Source organism: Serratia sp. ASV30 (assembly GCF_016428815.1).
Classification (GTDB): domain Bacteria; phylum Pseudomonadota; class Gammaproteobacteria; order Enterobacterales; family Enterobacteriaceae; genus Chania; species Chania fonticola_C.
Genome location: NZ_JAELTL010000035.1, coordinates 1 through 20,133, shown reverse-complemented (window position 1 = coordinate 20,133; position 20,133 = coordinate 1). Strand labels below are relative to the sequence as shown.

The 20,133-nt window shown below is 55.6% G+C and carries 16 protein-coding genes; 6 read left to right on the top strand and 10 right to left on the bottom strand.

Translation table 11 applies throughout. The features are described 5' to 3' along the window. Positions 1-65: 65 nt before the first annotated feature. The 3 genes from yeiB to JHD74_RS16010 all read right to left on the bottom strand — a co-directional run bounded on the left by yeiB (position 66) and on the right by JHD74_RS16010 (position 3,614). Positions 66-1,247: a DUF418 domain-containing protein YeiB gene (yeiB, locus tag JHD74_RS16020; RefSeq protein ID WP_024528552.1), complete on the bottom strand. Its 1,182-nt coding sequence runs from the start codon at positions 1,245-1,247 to the stop codon at positions 66-68. Positions 1,248-1,517: 270 nt separating this feature from the next. Beyond that, positions 1,518-2,183 carry a GTP cyclohydrolase I FolE gene (folE, locus tag JHD74_RS16015; RefSeq protein ID WP_021180574.1) on the bottom strand — a complete coding sequence of 222 codons (666 nt, stop codon included), beginning with the start codon at positions 2,181-2,183 and terminating at the stop codon, positions 1,518-1,520. A gap of 273 nt (positions 2,184-2,456) precedes the next feature. After that, positions 2,457-3,614 (bottom strand): YbfB/YjiJ family MFS transporter, encoded by a 1,158-nt coding sequence (locus JHD74_RS16010; RefSeq protein WP_199063067.1) that lies wholly within the window; start codon positions 3,612-3,614, stop codon positions 2,457-2,459. A 105-nt stretch (positions 3,615-3,719) separates the two neighbouring features. Between JHD74_RS16010 and JHD74_RS16005 the strand changes: the two genes are divergently transcribed. From JHD74_RS16005 to fghA, 3 genes are read left to right on the top strand one after another with little or no spacing between them, the layout of a single operon-like run. Then, positions 3,720-4,622 (top strand): LysR family transcriptional regulator, encoded by a 903-nt coding sequence (locus JHD74_RS16005; RefSeq protein ID WP_024529303.1) that lies wholly within the window; start codon positions 3,720-3,722, stop codon positions 4,620-4,622. Positions 4,623-4,661: 39 nt separating this feature from the next. Next, positions 4,662-5,786, top strand: coding sequence for an S-(hydroxymethyl)glutathione dehydrogenase/class III alcohol dehydrogenase (locus JHD74_RS16000; protein WP_024485753.1), 1,125 nt, complete (start codon positions 4,662-4,664; stop codon positions 5,784-5,786). 15 nt (positions 5,787-5,801) lie between these two features. Continuing rightward, complete coding sequence (gene fghA, locus JHD74_RS15995; protein ID WP_065686893.1) at positions 5,802-6,644, top strand: S-formylglutathione hydrolase; 843 nt, start codon at positions 5,802-5,804, stop codon at positions 6,642-6,644. Between the two features lie 180 nt (positions 6,645-6,824). On the opposite strand, the gene gsiD is transcribed toward fghA, so the two are convergent. From gsiD to JHD74_RS15965, 6 genes are all read right to left on the bottom strand, one after another. Beyond that, a complete protein-coding gene (gene gsiD / locus JHD74_RS15990; protein WP_025119541.1) occupies positions 6,825-7,730 on the bottom strand; it encodes a glutathione ABC transporter permease GsiD in 906 nt (301 codons plus the stop codon). Between the two features lie 12 nt (positions 7,731-7,742). Beyond that, the gene (gene gsiC, locus JHD74_RS15985; protein WP_024531414.1) at positions 7,743-8,663 is read right to left on the bottom strand and encodes a glutathione ABC transporter permease GsiC; all 921 of its coding nucleotides are present in this window, start codon (positions 8,661-8,663) and stop codon (positions 7,743-7,745) included. A 165-nt stretch (positions 8,664-8,828) separates the two neighbouring features. Continuing rightward, positions 8,829-10,364: a glutathione ABC transporter substrate-binding protein GsiB gene (gene gsiB / locus JHD74_RS15980; protein ID WP_024531261.1), complete on the bottom strand. Its 1,536-nt coding sequence runs from the start codon at positions 10,362-10,364 to the stop codon at positions 8,829-8,831. Positions 10,365-10,389: 25 nt separating this feature from the next. Further along, positions 10,390-12,267 (bottom strand): dipeptide ABC transporter ATP-binding protein, encoded by a 1,878-nt coding sequence (locus JHD74_RS15975; RefSeq protein ID WP_199063066.1) that lies wholly within the window; start codon positions 12,265-12,267, stop codon positions 10,390-10,392. Between the two features lie 19 nt (positions 12,268-12,286). Further along, complete coding sequence (locus tag JHD74_RS15970; protein WP_161739949.1) at positions 12,287-13,246, bottom strand: isoaspartyl peptidase/L-asparaginase family protein; 960 nt, start codon at positions 13,244-13,246, stop codon at positions 12,287-12,289. Positions 13,247-13,585: 339 nt separating this feature from the next. Further along, positions 13,586-14,122 carry a DUF924 family protein gene (locus JHD74_RS15965; RefSeq protein WP_199063065.1) on the bottom strand — a complete coding sequence of 179 codons (537 nt, stop codon included), beginning with the start codon at positions 14,120-14,122 and terminating at the stop codon, positions 13,586-13,588. 118 nt (positions 14,123-14,240) lie between these two features. Between JHD74_RS15965 and moeA the strand changes: the two genes are divergently transcribed. Beyond that, entirely contained in the window at positions 14,241-15,479 is a 1,239-nt protein-coding gene (gene moeA, locus JHD74_RS15960; RefSeq protein ID WP_199063064.1) for a molybdopterin molybdotransferase MoeA, read from the top strand. 2 nt (positions 15,480-15,481) lie between these two features. Beyond that, positions 15,482-16,291, top strand: coding sequence for a molybdopterin-synthase adenylyltransferase MoeB (moeB, locus tag JHD74_RS15955; RefSeq protein WP_199063063.1), 810 nt, complete (start codon positions 15,482-15,484; stop codon positions 16,289-16,291). Positions 16,292-16,653: 362 nt separating this feature from the next. On the opposite strand, the gene JHD74_RS15950 is transcribed toward moeB, so the two are convergent. Then, positions 16,654-18,246: an ABC-F family ATPase gene (locus JHD74_RS15950; protein ID WP_199063062.1), complete on the bottom strand. Its 1,593-nt coding sequence runs from the start codon at positions 18,244-18,246 to the stop codon at positions 16,654-16,656. Positions 18,247-18,284: 38 nt separating this feature from the next. Here JHD74_RS15950 and JHD74_RS15945 point away from each other — a divergent pair, with 38 nt between their 5' ends. Further along, a complete protein-coding gene (locus tag JHD74_RS15945; protein WP_199063061.1) occupies positions 18,285-19,799 on the top strand; it encodes a recombinase family protein in 1,515 nt (504 codons plus the stop codon). The last annotated feature ends 334 nt before the right edge of the window (positions 19,800-20,133 follow it).

Sequence of the window (20,133 nt, the reverse complement as noted above, 5' to 3'; positions counted from 1 at the left end):
GCGTGAATTCCGTCACAGGAAAGAAAACGTTTACATACAATTTTTTAACCTACCTGCGCCAGATCTCATTTTGTCGGCTGACGGAGACTTTCGCCCGCGGCAAGGGAAGTCAGCTTGCGCCATAGCCATTCCATCGGGCCCTGTGCGAAGTAACGCAGCCACAGCGTGGAAAACAGCAGGTTAGCCAGCCACACCAGGGGGACGACCGCCAATAGCTGCAAACGGTCGAGTTGTTGATAGAGGCCAAAACGAAAGAACAGTGTGCTGCAAATCAGGGTTTGTAGCAGGTAATTACTTAGCGCCATCCGCCCGACCTGGGTTAGCCAGTGGCTGATACGCAGGCGGGAAAGCGTTGGCCAGAAACCGTAGACCAGAGCCAGATAGCCAATGGCCTGCAGCGGCGAGCCCAACTCACGCGGCACCTGCAGCAGAAAGCCACTCCAGCGATACTCCCAATTCAGCTGCCACTGCAGCAGCACACCGGGTAACTGGATCAGCAATGAAAGCGGTATCAGCCAGGCGGCCTGGCGGCGGTAGTAAGCAGGTGAATAGCTGTTACGCAGCCAACCGCTACGCATCATGCCTGCACCAAACAGCATCAGCCCGGCCAGTTGCCAGCCATACTGCGCACCGATGGCTATCAGGCTGGAAGAGAGCAGATCCAGGCGGCTGCGCCAGGCTTCCGGCCCACCTTGCAGCTTCCAGAACGTCTCATACTGCAATTCGGCCACGCTCGGCTGCCAGAAACTGCCCGGTTCACCGTGAGAGATAAACCCTAGCAGCAGCAACACCGCCACGCCGATCAGATACAGCACCGCACCGGTTTTCAACAGAGTGAAGGTATTCTGCGCGTCACGGATCATCCTCCAGCACACCAGGCCGATCAGCCCGTAGGCCAGCAGGATGTCTCCATCCCATAAGAAAATGGCGTGCCCAAGGCCAATCAGAACCAACCAGGATAACCGGGCGCGGATCCAGACTTTGCCCCGCCGTAGCAACAGTTGCAGACCGGCACCAAACAGCAGAGCAAACATGGCCAGGAACTTGACCTGAGCGAACAGATCCAACAGTGCCCAGGTCCAGACATCGCGTGTGGAGGGCATCCCCAGATAGGCGGGGTTGAGGTAGGCAGCTTTCGGCAGGCCAAATGCGCTGATATTCAGCAACAGAATGCCAAGGATGGCGATACCGCGTACGCAGTCCAGCGTAGCAATGCGTGGTAGCCGGGGAGTTTCGTTAGCGTTCATGTTATTCCGCTGTATTTCAATCAGTAACAAGCCCCCTCACCCTAACCCTCTCCCACAAGAAGAGGGGACCGATCGAGTGTGCTTGAAATTAGAGTGATTCACTTTCGATGAGGAGGTTGATTGAGTTTGTATTCAAGTCTAGTAAAAGTAGAAACCCCATTAAGCAGCAGCCTCGTATTCATTTGCTGATATGACCCTTTTGCTTCCAAAAGAGCAGGGACTTATCAGCTCCCTCTCCCTATGGGAGAGGGTTGGGGTGAGGGGCAGCTATCAACCGTGATGGTGACGCACCGCACGCAGGAACTCCTGGCGCGTATTCTGGCTGGACTTGAACAGCCCGCCCAGCGACGTAGTGGTGGTAGCACTGGTAGCGTCACGAATACCGCGAGCTTTGACGCAGTAATGCACCGCATCGATCGAGACCGCCACGTTGTTGGTGCCTAGCAGCGTTTGTAACGCCACCAGGATCTGCTGAGTCAGCCGCTCCTGTACCTGTGGGCGGCGGGCAAAGAACTGCACGATGCGGTTGATTTTCGACAGGCCAATCACCGAGTCTTTAGGAATATACGCCACGGTGGCTTTACCATCGATGGTGACGAAGTGATGTTCGCAGGTGCTGGTCAAGGTAATATCACGCACCGTCACCATTTCGTCCACTTTCATCTTGTTTTCGATGACGGTGATCTTCGGGAAGTTGGCGTAATCCAGGCCGGAGAAGATCTCATCGACATACATTTTCGCAATACGGTGTGGCGTTTCTGCCAGGCTGTCGTCGGACAGATCGAGGTTCAACAGCTGCATGATTTCAGTCATGTGCTCTTTGATACGGCGCTTGCGCGTCTCGCGATCCAACACTTCCCCACATAGCGGGGTTTCCAGGCCGCGCGCTTCAAGCGCCGCGTGCACCAGTGCAGCTTCATTACTTAACGATGTCATGGCGATTTCTCTCCAGCAGGCGGCCCCGGCAATATCCCCGTAGTCTTTCAAATTGCAGTTGCTGGTTACTCGCCCCTATCAATCCAGGGGAGGAGCTGGCTGCGGCTTGAAAGACGACGGATAGATAACGTGAACCCGATCAATATTTTCCCCCACTCTAGATGAGAGTGAGACGTTTATCCAGTGATTGTGTTTCATCCTGGTATGAAAAATCCGCATCCAGCCCGTAGCAGGCTGGCTGCGGCTATCCCACATTTTTTGTATGTATTTTACTCAAGATAACGTTGGCTTGCTGGCCGCGGCCCGCGCCGGGGTATTGATCACCAGCACACCGGCGATCAGCAGCCCCAGCACCGCCACATACAGCGCGGGTTCCAGGCGATGCGTCAGCGCCGTTGACACCGCCGAGAGCATCGGGCCAACCAACTGGCCGATGGCATACCCCGTGGTCAACAGCCCGGCCATATAACGTGCGTGATTCGGAGCCAATTCCCTACCGTGCTGGATAGATAGTTGTACCACGCTGAGGAACCCACCACCGGTTAGCATGGCCCCTAATGCCAGACCGGTAACACCTGGCACCACCTCGGCACAAAGCACGCCCAGTGCCTGTACCCACAGCGTGACTGCCAAACGGGTCTGCGTGGTGAGCCGATGACGGGTTGCAATCCCGATGATAATCCCCAGTACCGCCGCACCGCCAAAAATCGGCCAGACAAACTGGGCGAACAGGCTATCAGGGAAACGGGCCGCCGCCATCTGTGACAGGAAGGTCGCAGGCAGGATATAGCCAAAGCCCGCCAGGCTGTAGCTCCACACCAGGCGCTTCAATGCCGGTGTGAGTACCAGCGGCTCAGGCTTCACATCGGGACGATGCAGCTCCCCTGCCCTTGGCAAATTAATGCTGATCGCGGCAATTAACACCAACGCCAATGCGCCATACACCAGCCAGGCCTGTGAAGCGCTCAACCCCCAGCTGTTGATCGCCACCGCCAGCATGCCGCTGATGAATATCCCGGCCCCAGGTCCGGCAAAGACCGCAGCACTCAGCGCGGGACGGCCATAGTGCGCCAACCGCTCGTTAGTCCAGGCCGCCACCAGCACCATCGACCAACCGCTGGCCCAGCCAATCGCAAAGCGCACTGCACCGTGCAGCCACTCCCCCGATACCAAGGCAGACAGCAGCGTCAGCGCTACCGCTCCCCATACGCCAAGCCACAGGCGGCGCTCCACATGGCGGCTGGCACGCATCGCATCATAGGCACCGCACAGGTAGCCCAGGTAGTTGACCGCCGCTACCAGCCCGGCCCCGGTCAGGGTGAACTGGTGCTCAGCAATCATCAGCGGCACCTGCGGGGTAAAGGCAAACCGGCCAATCCCCATCGCCACGATCAAAGCAATAAAACCACTCAAGGCTATTTTTAGCGCCATCGCTGTATCCAACCTGTTAAAAGAAAGTTGCGGCTAGCATGCCGCAGTATTACACTCACAAAAACTGAATAATACTCATCAAGTTCATCACGAAAAGAGAAGGTTATGGATCTCACCCAACTGCGCATGTTCTGCTGCGTGGCCGAAACCGGCTCCGTCGCCCGTGCCGCCGAGCAACTGCACCGCGTGCCGTCAAACTTGACCACGCGTCTGCGTCAGCTCGAGCAGGAACTGGGCACCGATCTGTTTATCCGTGAGAAACAGCGCCTGCGCCTCTCGCCGATGGGCCATAATTTTCTCTGCTACGCCCACCGCATTCTGGCGCTGAGTGAAGAAGCCATGAGCATCACCCATGCCGGGGAACCGGCCGGTAACTTTGCGCTTGGCTCGATGGAAAGCACCGCCGCCACCCGGCTACCTACCTTGCTGGCAGCTTATCATCAGCGATTCCCGCAGGTTTCCCTTTCACTGGCTACCGGCACCTCAGGAGAAATCATCGAGCGTGTACGCGCGGGAACCTTGGCTGCCGCCCTGGTAGATGGCCCGTTGCAGCATGATGAACTGAACGGTTGCGTCGCTTTCCCCGAGCGGATGGTGGTGATCACCTGCCTGGATCATCCGCCCATTCACAGCGCCCAGGATGTCAAAGGGGAAACCCTGTTTGCCTTCCGCGCCAGCTGCTCTTATCGCCTGCGCCTGGAGTCCTGGTTCAAGCGTGACGGTTCATTGCCAGGCACCATCATGGAGATCCAGTCTTATCACTCCATGCTGGCCTGCGTGGCCAGCGGTGCCGGGTTGGCGATGATCCCGTATTCGGTGCTCAACCTGCTGCCCGGCTACAAGCGGGTCAAAGTTCATTCACTCCCTGCCGACATTGCCGAAACGGCCACCTGGCTGTTATGGCGGCGTGATGCGTTTGGGCCAAACGTCCGCGCGTTAAAACAACTGATTATAGAACAGGCTGAAAGTACGGAGATGGATGCAGAGTCCATCCTCCTGACAGAGTAGCCAAAATCTGCACCACTAGAATTTAATGAGGAGAAAATCATGGAATTTATCAAAACCCGTGCTGCCGTAGCTTGGGGCCCGAACCAGCCGCTGAAGATTGAAGAAGTCGATCTGATGCCACCACAGAAAGGTGAAGTGCTGGTGCGCATCGTCGCTACCGGCGTTTGCCATACCGATGCCTATACCCTGTCAGGCAAAGATCCAGAAGGCGTGTTCCCGGCGATCCTGGGCCACGAAGGCGGCGGCATAGTAGAAGCGATCGGCGAAGGCGTGACCAGCGTGGCCGTCGGCGACCACGTGATCCCGCTGTACACCCCAGAATGCGGCGAGTGCAAATTCTGTAAATCCGGCAAAACCAACCTGTGCCAGGCCATCCGCGCCACCCAGGGCAAGGGCCTGATGCCAGATGGCACCACCCGCTTCTTTAAAGACGGCAAGCCGATTTTCCACTACATGGGCACCTCCACCTTTGCTGAACGCACCGTAGTACCAGAAATCTCACTGGCAAAAATCAGCAAAGAAGCGCCGTTGGAAGAAGTTTGTCTGCTTGGCTGTGGCGTCACCACCGGCATGGGTGCGGTGATCAACACCGCCAAGGTCAAGGCTGGCGATACCGTGGCGATTTTCGGCCTGGGCGGCATCGGGCTATCGGCGATTATCGGGGCTCAGATGGCCGGTGCCAGCCGCATCATCGGTATCGATCTCAACACCAGCAAGTTTGAGCTGGCTCGCAAGCTGGGCGCGACCGATCTGATCAATCCAAAAGATTACGATAAACCTATCCAGGACGTGATCGTCGAGCTGACCGACGGCGGCGTCGACTTCTCCTTTGAATGTATCGGCAACGTCAACGTGATGCGTTCTGCACTGGAGTGCTGCCACAAGGGTTGGGGTGAATCGGTCATTATCGGCGTTGCCGGTGCCGGTGAAGAGATCGCGACCCGTCCGTTCCAACTGGTGACTGGCCGCGTCTGGCGCGGTTCCGCCTTTGGTGGCGTGAAAGGCCGCAGCCAACTGCCGGGGATCGTGCAGCGTTATCTGGACGGCGAGTTCGCGCTGAACGACTTTATCACTCATACCATGGGGCTGGAGCAGATCAACGAAGCATTCGATCTGATGCATGAAGGCAAATCGATCCGTTCCGTGATCCATTTCGATAAATAAGCCAGGAGGCAGAGGATGACGATGTCATTAGAACTTCTCGAAGAGCACCGCATGTTCGGTGGTTGGCAACAACGTTACCGTCACGCGGCGCAGAGCCTGAATTGCAACATGACGTTCAGTATCTATCTGCCACCACCGCGCGACGATAACCCGCCGCCGGTGCTGTATTGGCTGTCGGGGCTGACCTGTAATGATGAAAACTTCACGTTGAAGGCCGGTGCCCAGCGCATTGCCGCAGAATTAGGGTTGGTGCTGGTGATGGCGGATACCAGCCCGCGCGGCGATGAGGTGCCGAATGACGAAGGTTACGATCTGGGCCAGGGGGCGGGGTTCTACCTCAATGCCACTCAGGCACCTTGGGATCAACACTTTCGCATGTATGACTACATCAGCGATGAGCTGCCAGCGCTGATCAAGCAGCATTTCAGCGTCAGCGATCGGCAATCCATTGCGGGCCACTCGATGGGCGGCCATGGTGCGTTAATGATGGCAATGCGTAACCCGCAGCGTTTTCGTTCGGCGTCAGCCTTTGCACCGATCGTCAACCCTTGCCAGGTGCCTTGGGGCCGTAAAGCCTTTGCGGCCTATCTGGGGGATGATGAAACGCAGTGGCTGCACTATGACAGTTGCCATTTGCTGGCCAGCGGGGCGGAGCAGTTGCCGATGTTGATTGACCAAGGAGATGGGGATCAGTTTCTGGCGGATCAGCTGCAACCGGCCAAGCTGGCGGAGTTGGCACGCCAGCGTGACTGGCCGTTAACCCTGCGCATTCAACCGGGTTACGACCACAGCTACTTCACCATCGCTACCTTTATTGAGGATCATCTGCGTTTTCATGCCGAGCATCTGTTCCGCTGAGTGATTTGCCCCTCACCCTAGCCCTCTCCCACAGGGAGAGGGGACCGATCGGACTCGCTGTTTTTTCTGTGTAATACCCTGACTTTCGTTTTACTTACCACACACTTACCGAAGCAGCACGATCCCACCAAAGGCTCCGGGCAGCTCCCTCTTCCTGTGGGAGAGGGTTGGGGTGAGGGGTCATCCCTTCAGTTTCGGATCCAATGCATCACGTAACCCATCGCCTAGCAGGTTAAACGCCAATACGGTGAAGAAGATTGCCAGGCTGGGGAAGATCGCCACATGCGGGGCTATCACCATATCCGCCCGCGCTTCATTGAGCATCGCACCCCATTCGGGCGTTGGTGGCTGCGCCCCCAATCCCAAGAACGACAGGCTGGCAGCGGTAATGATTGAAGTACCAATACGCATGGTGAAATAGACCACGATCGACGAGATGGTGCCCGGCAAAATATGCCGCAGGATGATGGTCCAGTCCGAAGCACCGATGCTGCGCGCCGATTCAATGTAGGTCAGATGCTTTAGCACCAGAGTATTGCCACGCACCAGGCGCGCAAACGCCGGAATGCTGAAGATGGCCACGGCGACAATCACGTTCGCCATGCCGCTGCCCATGATCGCCACCACGCCAATCGCCAACAGAATACCAGGGAAGGCAAACAGCACGTCGCTGATGCGCATTACGATGCGATCCCACCAGCCTTCGTAATAGCCCGCCAAGAGCCCGAGCACCGTGCCAATCACGCTGCCAACCAGCACCGAGAACACCCCGGCAGCCAAAGAGATCCGCGCGCCCATCAGAATACGGCTGAAAATATCCCGGCCCAACGAATCCACCCCGAGCCAATGCACCAGCGAAGGCCCTTCATTGAGCCGATCGTAATCAAAGAAGTTTTCCGCATCATAAGGCACCAGATGCGGTGCCAGCAGCGCTGCGGCCACCAGCAGCAACACAAACACGCCGGCCACCATTGCGACCTGCTGGCGACGAAAGCGCCGCCAGAACTCATGCCAAGGCGTACGCACCGCGTTGGGATTAATCACCGGCATTGCCTTGAGCGCGGCGTTACGCCGCCAATACTTCATCATACGGCCTGCCTATTGGTAACGAATCGAAGGGTTGATGGCCGCATACAGCATATCCACCAACAGATTAATCAGAATAAATTCCAGCGAGAACAGCAGCACTTCGGCCTGGATCACCGGGTAATCGCGCATTTCTACCGAATCCACCAGCAAGCGCCCCAACCCCGGCCAGTTAAACACCTTCTCGACCACGATTGAGCCCCCCAACAGGAAACCAAACTGTAGGCCCATCATGGTGATCACCGGGATCATGGCGTTGCGTAGCCCGTGTTTGACGATCACCAGAGACTCCGGCACGCCCTTGGCGCGAGCGGTGCGCATGTAATCTTCCTGCATCACCTCAACGAACGAGGCGCGGGTGAAGCGGGCCATCACCGCCGCTACCGCAGCACCCAGCGTGATTGAAGGCAGGATGTAATGCTGCCAGGTATCCGCTCCCACCGTCGGCAGCCAGCCGAGATTGACTGAGAACACCTGCATCAACAGCATCCCCAACGCAAAGGCCGGGAAAGAGATACCCGACACGGCCAGCGTCATCCCCACCCGGTCCGGCCAGCGGTTGCGCCACACGGCGGAAATCATGCCGATCGCCATGCCAAAAATCACCGCCCACACCATGCTGGCGATGGTCAGCCAGAAGGTTGGCATAAAGCGCGAGGCGATCTCTGCACTGACCGGGCGTTTGGACACCATCGACGTGCCGAAATCACCCTGCAAAATATTGACAAAGAAATGCACAAACTGCTGTGGCAACGGCTTGTCCAGCCCCAGATCCTGACGCACCAACTGGACGACGGCTTCGTCTGCCTCCGGCCCCGCGGCCAACCGCGCCGGATCGCCCGGCAGCATATGGACAAACAAGAACACCAGCACGGCCACGATCAGCAGCGTCGGGATCAGGCCCAGCAGGCGTTTTAGAAAATAATTAAGCATTCCCCTCACCCTAACCCTCTCCCACAGGGAGAGGGGACTGAATGTGCTACTGATTAAGTTCCGTTGCTAACCTCACCACCGGAACAGTGCCATAAATTAACGCCTGTAACTGTTCACAACACCCAACTTCTCCCTCTCCCTGTGGGAGAGGGTTGGGGTGAGGGCCTATTTCAAATCCGCGTTATCAAAGTTAAACGAGGTGTCCGGCATCACGTAGAAACCGCTCAGCTGTTTGTTGTTGGCAGACAGCAGGCGCTCCGTCACCAGGAAAATCCAAGGCGCATCGGCCCAAATGCGATCTTGTGCATCTTGGTACAAAGCCTGCTTCTGGGCACGATCGGTGGTGGCCAACGCATCAGCCAGATCCTTGTCGACCTGTGGATTGCTGTAAAACGCAGTGTTGAACTGCTTAGGCGGTGCGGATTGGGTGGCAAATAACGGCGTCAGCGCCCAGTCGGCTTCGCCGGTCGAAGCAGACCAGCCGGTATAGAACATACGCACGCCAGTGTCCTTCACGCCCACGCTCTCCACCTGCGCCGCACGTTGGCCAGCATCCATCGCGGTAACGGTCACTTTGACCCCAACCTGCGCCAACTGCTGCTGAGCAAACTGCAACACTTTCTGCGCGGTGCTGTGGTTATGGGAAGACCACAGTGTGGTAGTAAACCCGTTCGGATAGCCCGCTTCTTTCAGCAGTTCACGCGCCTTGGCTGGATCGTATGGCCAAGCGTTGTAGCGGGTAGCAAAATCAATGGCCGGAGGCACCGGGCCTTCCGCCGGAACGGCAAACCCAGAGAACGCCACCTTAATCAGCGCGTCCTTGTTGATCGCATAGTTCAGTGCCTGGCGCACCTTCGGGTTATCGAACGGTTTCTGCGTCACGTTCATGCTGATGTAGCGTTGCAGGATCGACGGCGCGGCCACCAGATCCAGCTTGCTGTTCTTCTCCAGCACCTTGGCTTGCTCATAAGGGATTGGGAACGCAAAGGTCGCTTCACCGGTTTGCAGCATCGCCGCACGGGTGTTGTTATCCACTACCGGCCGCCAGGTGATGCTGTCCAGCTTCGGTAAGCCCGCTTTCCAGTAACCGTCGAATTTCTTCACTTTCACATAGTCGGTCTGGTTCCAGGTTTCAAACTGGTAAGGGCCGGTCCCCACCGGATGGAAACCGATCTCCTTGCCATACTGCTTAAGGGCCGCCGGGGAAATCATCGCCGCAGCCGGGTGCGCCAGGTTATTGATAAACGCCGAGAATGGCGCTTTCAGCACGATCTTGACCGTGGTGGGATCGACCACTTCGGTTTTATCGATCATCTTGAACAGGTTGTAGCGTTTCAGGCGATTATCCGGGTTACTGGCGCGATCCAGGTTAACCTTGACCGCTTCGGCATCGAACGCGCTACCGTCGTGGAATTTTACCCCCGGCTGGAGCTTGATGGTGTAGGTCAAGCCGTCTTTGCTGACGTCGTAGCTGTCTGCCAATACGTTCACCAGCTTCATATCCTTATCAAAGCCAAACAGCCCCTGATAGAAGGATTTGGCGACCGCCTGCGACAAGGTGTCGTTGGCATCGTACGGGTCGAGCGTGGTGAAGTTGGACGCTACGGCAATCACCGCATCCTTGGCAGCCCAAGCCGGGCCAGCAGCGGCGGCCAGCAGTACGGCGGCCAAAACATTACGCTTGAATGTGTGCTTAGTCATAGTGCTTAACTCTCCTGAGGCAAGGCTAAAAGGCACCGGCAATAGGGTGGCGGGCCACAAAGTGCCCTGGCCCTACCTGCACTAAAGGTGCGGTAACGGGTTCATCATCCAGCCCACGGATCGGGCTGGGTATTTCATCCACCAGCAACGGCTGGCGTTTATGCGCATGGGTGGGATCGGCCACCGGCACGGCGGCCATCAGCTTACGGGTATAGGCGTGCTGCGGGTTTTCAAACACCGCCCGGCGTGGGCCGATCTCCACAATCTGGCCCAGATACATCACCGCGACGCGATGGCAGACTCGTTCCACTACCGCCATATCGTGGGAAATAAACAGAAATGCGATGCCCAATTCACGCTGTAAATCGAGCAGCAGATTGACAATTTGCGCCTGGATCGATACGTCCAACGCGGAGACCGCCTCATCGGCAATCACCACTTTCGGGTTGAGTGCCAACGCACGGGCAATGCAAATACGTTGGCGTTGACCACCGGAGAACTCATGCGGATAACGCCGCGCATGTTCCGGCTTCAGCCCCACCCGCTCCAATAACCAGGCCACCCGTTTTTCGGCCTCCGCCCCGCGAGCGACGTTGTGTACCAGCAACGGCTCCATGATGGAGAAACCAACGGTGAGCCGTGGGTCCAGGGAAGCGTAAGGGTCTTGAAAGATAAACTGAATATCACGGCGTAAATGCTGTAAGGCAGAGCCTTTCAAGCGGTTGATCTGCTGGCCGTTGAAGGTAATGGTGCCGCGTTGGCTATCGACCAGCTTCAACAGTGAACGGCCAGTGGTGGATTTGCCACAGCCAGATTCGCCGACCAATCCCAGCGTTTCGCCGGGATAGAGGTCAAAGCTGATATTTTCCACCGCATGCACACGGCGCGTGACGCGGTTGAGAATGCCGCTGCGCAGATCGAAGCGCGTGACCAGATTTTCTACCTGCAAGATCGGCGTAGCTCCTGCGGGTATGGTGTCTTGCGGCTGGTCATTATCGTCAACGCCAGCTAACGGAAATTTTGCCGGGAAGTCTTTATCTGCCATCGCGCCCAGCTGCGGTACGGCGGCCAACAAAGCTTGAGTGTAAGGCTGCTGCGGAGCGGCAAACAACGAGCGCACCTCCCCTTGTTCCACCTTTTCGCCTTGGTGCATCACCAGTACCCGATCGGCAATCTCCGCCACCACGCCCATATCGTGCGTAATGAAGATCACCCCCATGTGCATTTCCTGCTGCAACACGCGGATCAGCTGCAGGATTTGCGCCTGAATGGTGACGTCCAGCGCGGTGGTTGGTTCATCGGCAATCAGCAGCGCCGGTTTGCACGACAGCGCCATGGCAATCATCACCCGCTGGCGCATCCCGCCAGACAGTTGATGCGGATAGCGGCCAAGGACGTTTTTGGCCTCGGGAATACGCACCAGATCGAGCATACGCAGCGCTTCACGTTTGGCACTGCGGTGATCCATACCCTGATGCAGACGCAGAGATTCGGCGATCTGCTCCCCCACCGGAAACACCGGGTTGAGCGAGGTCATCGGTTCTTGAAAAATCATCGCCATATCGGCGCCGCGTAAGGTTCGCAAGGTGCTCTGTTTTGCCTTGGCCAGATCGAGCACCTGACCGTTACGCCGGCGAAAATGCATCGCGCCGCTGATCAACTCACCGCCGCCCTGCTCGACCAGACGCATCAACGCCAGTGAGGTGACCGACTTGCCGGAACCAGATTCTCCAACGATTGCCAGAGTTTCGCCACGATCGACGTCGAAATCCAGATGGCGCACCGCCTCAATGACGTCGCCTTCTTGGCGGAATTGTACGCACAGATCGCTCACCGCCAAGACGCGCTCGGGCGGTAAAATCAGCCCACGTTCTGCCTGTGGCTGGATGGCCGTATCGGTCATTTGCCCTCCCGGCAAGCATTCAGCGGTAGATACCCACGGAAGGGGCATCGCCGACATAGCCGAAACCGCGATACATTCCTTCACTGTTAAACGGCAGTGCGACGTTGCCAAAACGATCGATAGCAATCAGCCCGCCGCTACCGCCCAGTGCCAACAGCTTTTCCATCACCACTTTATCGCAGGCCTGTTGCAGGGTTAGACCGGCATATTCAATCAGTGCAGACACGTCGTAGGCCGCGACGGTGCGCATAAAGATTTCGCCGGTACCGGTGCTGGAGACCGCCACCGTGGCGTTGTTGGCATAGCAACCGGCGCCAATAATCGGCGTATCGCCAATGCGCCCTGCCGCCTTATTGGTCATGCCGCCGGTTGAGGTGGCCGCTGCCAAGTTGCCCAAGGCATCCAGCGCTACCGCCCCCACAGTGCCAAATTTGCGATCGGGATCCAGTGGGTCACCGCTGAGCGCCGCCGCACCGTCGTGATCGAGCAACACCCGGCCCTGCTCTGCCTGAGCACGGTGCAGTTGGTCAAAACGTTCCTGGGTAAAGAAGAAATCGGGATCGACCATTTCCAGGCCGTGATTGGCGGCAAATCTTTCTGCCCCTTCCCCGCCAAACAGCACATGAGTGCTGTTTTCCAGCACCGTACGCGCGGCAAGTACCGGGTTACGTATCCGGCTGACCCCGGCGACCGCCCCGGCATCACAGGTACGGCCATCCATCACGCAGGCATCCAGCTCATGAGTGCCTTGGTGGGTAAATACCGAGCCTTTACCTGCGTTGAACAGCGGGCACTCTTCCAGCAGCCTGACTGCCTCCGTTACCGCGTCCAGTGCGCTGCCGCCTGCGGCCAGAATAGCCTGCCCGGCAGCCACAATGTCGGAAAGCGCCTGGATATAATCTTGTTCTTTCTCTGCACTCAATGCCGCACGGGTAATTGCGCCCGCACCACCATGAATGGCAATCACTGGTTTGCTCATTGACCTGACACCTGTGTCTATCCGCGGTAATTCAAGCAGGTACCGCATGAAAATGGAGAGAAAATTATTATTTAGCCTTTTTCGACTATATTTAGCCCGGCAATCGATGTAAAGCACAAACTCGTCGCCAAGCATTAAGCGTAGCCTGCTTAGACTATTTTGTGCATTGAAAGAGCCAAATGTTATAAAAACAGTGAGTTATCTAGCTTTTCATTTACCACTGACGGATTTAACCGGCCTATTGTCGGCGTCAGGAAATAGCCCGATTTGGCTCAGGTTTAATAAGCGGTGGCCATGCCCTTCTCCGCTATTCCCCGCTTACACGCCAATGAAAAATATTTAGAAACCCGACCCCGGTTGTTGCAGAAATTCCTGCTCCTCAAGCGTAGATTCCCGGCCTAATATCTCGTTACGATGGGGATAACGTCCAAAACGTTCGATTATGGCTTTATGACGTATTTCAAACTCCAACTGGTCACCATTATTTAATTGGCGAAACAGCTCCAACGCCTGCTGGTGGATCAACGCGGATTCGGAATGCATAAAAGGTAAATAAAGGAAGCCGCGCTGCTCGACCGTCAGGTTTTCACATAGCCCAGTGGCGATCGCTTCCTGAGCCAGCACCAGCGCCATTCCGTCACAAGCAAAGGAGCGTGGCGTGTTACGGAACAGATTACGGCTGAACTGATCGAGCACGATGATTTCCGCCAGTCTTCCTTTGATGGTTGCACGCCAATGTGCCAGTTCTCCTTGGGACGCCGCCTGCCACAGTTGGCCAAAGCGGGTGCGCAGTACACGATCAAACTCATCGTCCTTTCTAAACCACATGACTGGGTCGATCTCTTCGAACCAAAAATCCAGTACGTGCTGGTGCATAACTGTCTCCTGTTATTGATTTCAATACGTTAACCTGGTTTCTCCACCACGGCGTTATCTGCCATAATAGCCCTACTTTGCCGAAAAATTCGCGCACGCCGATTACGGAGTTTTGTTTATGGATCACTGTCATACTTCTGACCTCATTTCTCTTGAGCAGGCACTGGAGAAAATGCTCTCCCAGATCGCGCCACTGCAACAGAGCGAATCTATCGCCTTGACCAGCGCAGCCGGGCGCATTACCGCCGCCCCAGTGGTCTCCCCTATCGATGTCCCGCCCTTCGCCAACTCGGCAATGGACGGCTACGCAGTACGTCTAAGTGACCTGAACGGCAACTCTCCTTTACCGGTAGCGGGTAAAGCCTTTGCCGGTGCTCCGTTTACGGATACTTGGCCTGCTAACACCTGCGTACGCATCATGACCGGAGCACCCATTCCAGCCGGTGCGGATGCGGTGATCATGCAAGAGCAGGCTGAAGTGACCGAGGCTGGAGTGCGTTTCAACGCCCCGGTAAACGCCGGGCAAAATATCCGTTTGGCGGGGGAAGATATCCTGCGCGGGGCGAGCGTGCTACCCGCTGGGATCACCCTGGGGGCAGCACAGCTACCATTACTGGCCTCATTGGGCGTGGCCGATGTCCAGGTGATGCGCAAATTGAAGGTGGCGGTATTCTCTACCGGTGACGAATTGCAGCCGGTCGGCCAGCCACTGCAAGCCGGGCAGATCTACGACACCAACCGCTTTGTCGTACGCCTGATGCTGGAACAGCTCGGCTGCACGGTGATCGATCTGGGGATTATTCGTGATAATCAGGAAGCATTACGCGCGGCCTTTATCCAGGCGGATAGCGAGGCCGACGTGGTGATCAGCAGCGGCGGCGTTTCCGTCGGTGAAGCCGATTACACCAAGCAGATGCTGGATGAACTGGGCAAAGTCAGCTTCTGGAAGCTGGCCATCAAGCCGGGCAAACCTTTTGCTTTCGGCAAGCTCCAGCACGCCTGGTTCTGTGGCCTGCCTGGCAACCCGGTCTCTGCTGCTTTGACTTTCTATCAACTGGTGCAACCGCTGCTGGCCAAGCTGGCCGGTCATACCGAATGGCAACTGCCACCCCGCCTGAAAGCTCGCGCTCTGACGCCACTGAAAAAGTCGCCGGGTCGCCTCGATTTCCAGCGCGGTATTTTCACCAGCAATGCCCAAGGCGAGCTGGAAGTGAGCACCACCGGCCATCAGGGTTCCCACGTGTTCAGCTCATTCAGCCAGGGTAACTGCTTTATCGTGCTGGAGCGCGAACGTGGCTCGGTGGCCGCTGGTGAGACAGTAGAGATCGAACCTTTCAATGCGTTGCTGAGGAACTGAACATGCTGCCGGAATTAACCGATGCACAAGCGCTGCGCTACAACCGCCAGATCGTACTGCGGGGTTTCGACTTCGACGGTCAGGAAAAGCTGCAGGCGGCGCACGTGCTGATCGTTGGGCTTGGCGGGCTGGGCTGTGCGGCTGCGCCTTATTTGGCTGCCGCTGGCGTCGGCCATCTGACGCTGGTTGATTTCGACACGGTTTCCCTCTCCAATCTACAGCGCCAGATCCTGCACCGGGATGATCGCATTGGTATGGCGAAGGTCGAATCTGCCCGCATTGAGCTGAGTGCCATCAATCCTCATATCCGTATTGATACCCTAGACACACAGCTGGATGACGAGCAAATGGCGGCGCAGATTGCCGCTTGCGACGTGGTACTGGACTGTACCGATAACGTGGCGACCCGCGATATGCTCAACCGCCTGTGCCATGCACAGCGTAAACCTCTGGTATCAGGGGCCGCTATCCGCATGGAGGGCCAGCTCAGCGTCTTTACCTATCAACCGGAACAGCCCTGTTATCGCTGCCTGAGCAGGCTGTTTGGGGAAAATGCGCTGACCTGTGTTGAAGCTGGCGTGATGGCCCCTTTAGTCGGCACTATCGGTACGTTACAGGCGATGGAAGCCATCAAGCTGTTGGCAAACTATGGCCAGCCTTTGGTGGGGAAGTTGTTGATGTTTGATGCGATGAGCATGCAGTTTCGCGAGATGAAGCTGCCGAAGGATCCGCGGTGTGAGGTGTGTGGTAAAGATGCTGCCCCTCACCCTAGCCCTCTCCCACAGGGAGAGGGGACAGATCGAGTTCGTTAATTCTTCTGCGTAATACCTATCGTTCTCTACTCATCACGTTCCGAAGCAGTACGAGCTAACCAATCGCTCTGGACTGCTCACTCTCCTTATGGGAGACGGAACGGATTGAGTTTCGTTAATTCTTCTGCGTAATACCTATCTTTCTCTACTCATCACGTTCCGAAGCAGTACGGGCTAACCAAGCACTCTGGACTGCTCCCTCTCCTTATGGGAGACGGAACGGATTGAGTTCGTTAATTCTTCTGCGTAATACCTATCTTTCTCTACTCATCACGTTCCGAAGCAGTACGGGCTAACCAAGCACTCTGGACTGCTCCCTCTCCCTGTGGGAGAGGGTTGGGGTGAGGGCCGACTCGAAGGGATCAGTTGATACCCTGGCTACGCAGGTAGTCCTCGTAGTTGCCGGTAAAGTCGATCACCTTGTTCGGGGTCATTTCCAGAACGCGTGTGGCCAGCGAGCTAACGAACTCACGGTCGTGGGAAACGAAGATCAAAGTCCCTTCGTACATTTCCAACGCCATGTTCAGTGACTCGATGGATTCCATATCCATGTGGTTGGTTGGTTCATCCATGATCAGGATGTTCGGGCGCTGCATCATGATCTTGCCGAACAGCATACGGCCCTTCTCACCACCGGACAGCACTTTTACGCGCTTCTTGATATCGTCCTGGCTGAACAACAGGCGGCCAAGAATGCTGCGCACCGCCTGCTCATCGTCCTTTTCCTGCTTCCACTGGCTCATCCAGTCGAACACGCTCAGGGTTTCATCGAACTCGTATTCGTGATCCTGTGCGTAGTAACCGATCTTGGCGTTTTCGGACCATTTCACGGTGCCGTTATCCGGTTGCAGGTCACCCACCAGCGTTTTCAGCAGAGTAGATTTACCGATACCGTTGGCACCCAGGATCGCCACTTTCTCGCCCACTTCAACCATCAGGTTGAGTTTGCTGAACAGCGGGCCGTTGTCGAAGCCTTTGGCCAGCGCTTCCACTTCCAGCGCGTTACGGAACAGTTTCTTGTCCTGTTCAAAACGAATGAACGGGTTCTGACGGCTAGAGGCTTTCACCTCTTCCAACTGGATCTTGTCGATCTGGCGGGCACGGGAGGTAGCCTGCTTGGATTTGGATGCGTTGGCACTGAAGCGGCTAACGAAGGACTGCAATTCGTTAATCTGCGCCTTCTTCTTGGCGTTGTCAGACATCAGGCGCTCACGAGCCTGGGTAGCCGCCGTCATGTATTCGTCGTAGTTACCTGGGTAGACACGCAGTTCGCCGTAGTCCAGATCCGCCATGTGAGTACAAACCATGTTCAGGAAGTGACGGTCGTGCGAAATGATGATCATGGTGCTGTTACGTTCGTTCAGCACCTGCTCCAGCCAGCGAATGGTATCGATGTCCAGGTTGTTCGTTGGTTCGTCGAGCAGCAGGATTTCCGGATCGGAGAACAGGGCCTGAGCCAACAGGACACGCAGTTTGAAGCCGGGAGCGATCTCGCTCATCGGGCCATAATGCTGTTCTACCGGGATCCCCACGCCGAGCAGCAACTCACCGGCACGTGCTTCTGCGGTGTAGCCGTCCATCTCGCCATAGGCCACTTCCAGATCGGCCACTTTATAGCCGTCTTCTTCGCTCATCTCCGCCATGGCGTAGATGCGGTCGCGCTCTTCCTTCACCGCCCACAGTTCGGTGTGGCCCATGATCACGGTGTCCAGCACGCTGAACTGTTCAAAAGCGAACTGATCCTGGCGCAGTTTACCCAGGCGCTCATTCGGATCCAGGAACACGTTACCGCCGCTCGGCGCCAGATCGCCACCGAGGATTTTCATGAACGTCGATTTACCGCAGCCGTTGGCTCCGATCAGACCATAGCGGTTACCGCCGCCAAATTTGACAGAGATGTTTTCAAACAACGGCTTACTGCCGAACTGCATAGTGATATTGTTACTTAATAGCAAAGGATATACTCTTATAGAAACGTGATTTTGGACACATTATGCCACAACAGAACAACGGGATCGCCTACAGTTATGTTCGCTTTTCAAGCAAGCGGCAAGAATTGGGTGACAGCCTGCGCAGACAGACGGAAATGGCTGAAGATTACGCCACCAAAAATGGCCTGAAACTCTCCAGCAAAAACTTTCAGGATCTTGGTATCAGTGCCTTTCGTGAGGGTAAACGTGCCTCTCTTGTAGACATGCTTGCAGCCATCGAAGAAGGCCAGATCAGCGCAGGTTCAACAATCATTATAGAAGCTCTAGATCGCCTTTCAAGACGAGGTATTGATGCCACTCTGGAAACGGTCAAAGAAATTCTTCGCAAAGAAGTTCAGGTCGTCAGTCTGTCTGATGGTTTGCTACTAACCAAAAGCAGCCTTAACGATCTACAAAGCGTTATCCGTATCGCCGTAGCTGCCGATCTCGCCCACAAAGAATCGGAACGAAAAGCTGTACGTTTAAGAGAAACCAAAGGCCAACAACGGCAAGCCGCACTGGCTGGTAAACCCATCAATAAAGTTTTGCCCTTTTGGTTGCAACGCACTACTGATGGGTATGAACTCGGCGACAAAGCCGAGATTGCCAGGCAAATCGTCCGTCTCAAGCAGGAAGGCAAAGGTAGTAACATGATTGCCAAAACGCTTAATAAGCAAGGCACTGCTGGCATCCGTGCTTCTCAGTGGAATCATGCATCAATAACCAAAATGTTAAAAAACCCTGCTTTATATGGTGCATATCAAACGGGTGAAACGACTAAAGAAAGGGAGCTAGTCAAACTTGATTTAGTTGAAGGATACTACCCTTCCCTGATCAGCAAAGAGGATTGGCTGTTACTGCAATCAGACCAAAGCAAATCCAAACGGGGACGCCGTAGTGCTGATAACCCTTATAGCGGACTATTACGCTGTGAATGTGGTGGCGCATTAATAAAAAGAAAACACACCGTAAAAGGAAAACTGTACGTTTATCACGGATGCTTGAATGCTAAAGATGGTCGGTGCTCGCAAAACATTTCAATCAAAGGATTAGATAGTGCGTTAACTACCATTCTTGGTCGGTTAGAGTTCAAGAAAAAACCTTCACTCGACCAGTCAATCCATCAGGAAAGGCAACTACTTGAAAAGCGCATTAGCGATCTGAATAGTAAGCTACAAACTCTGGACAACATTCCTCTGTCTGTAATCAAAAGCATCGGTACAATGGAAAATAGAGTAAAGGAAATTACCGAGCAGATTACAAAAGATGCGCGAGAACAGCGTGGCATTGACGCAGTTCAAAATGAGAAACTCTCTAGCATTACTGATGGCTTAGAGCTAAACCTTTTGCTAAAAAGGGTACTGAAAAACATTACTGTCGCTCGTTCAGGAAACGGATGGGTCGTAAAAATTCTTCACCTTTCAGGCCATAAGCAGAATTTCTTAATGGTTGATGGTGAAATCAAGTTTATGAGTGATACCATTGCACTACAGAAGCTATTGGCTGGATTCCGTGAAGAGGAAGAAACAGCAAAATAAATTAACTAACAATATGTATTTCCTCCTATCTGCAAGATATAATTTACAGAAAGGAGGAAAACATGACAATTTTTGCTTATACAAGAGTATCCAAGGCCGATAACGAAACCGGCACTACCGATAACCAAATCACGCTTATTGAATCGCAGTTAAAGATCGATACCATTTACTCTGATGTTAACATCTCAGGTTCGATACCTTTCCAGCTGTCTCTTATACACATCTGACGCTGCCGACGATGCCAACTGGGTGTAGAGCTCGGTGGGCGGCGTGGGATGGGGGAGGGGGGGGGGGGGGGGGGGGGGGGGGGGGGGGGGGGGGGGGGGGGGGGGGG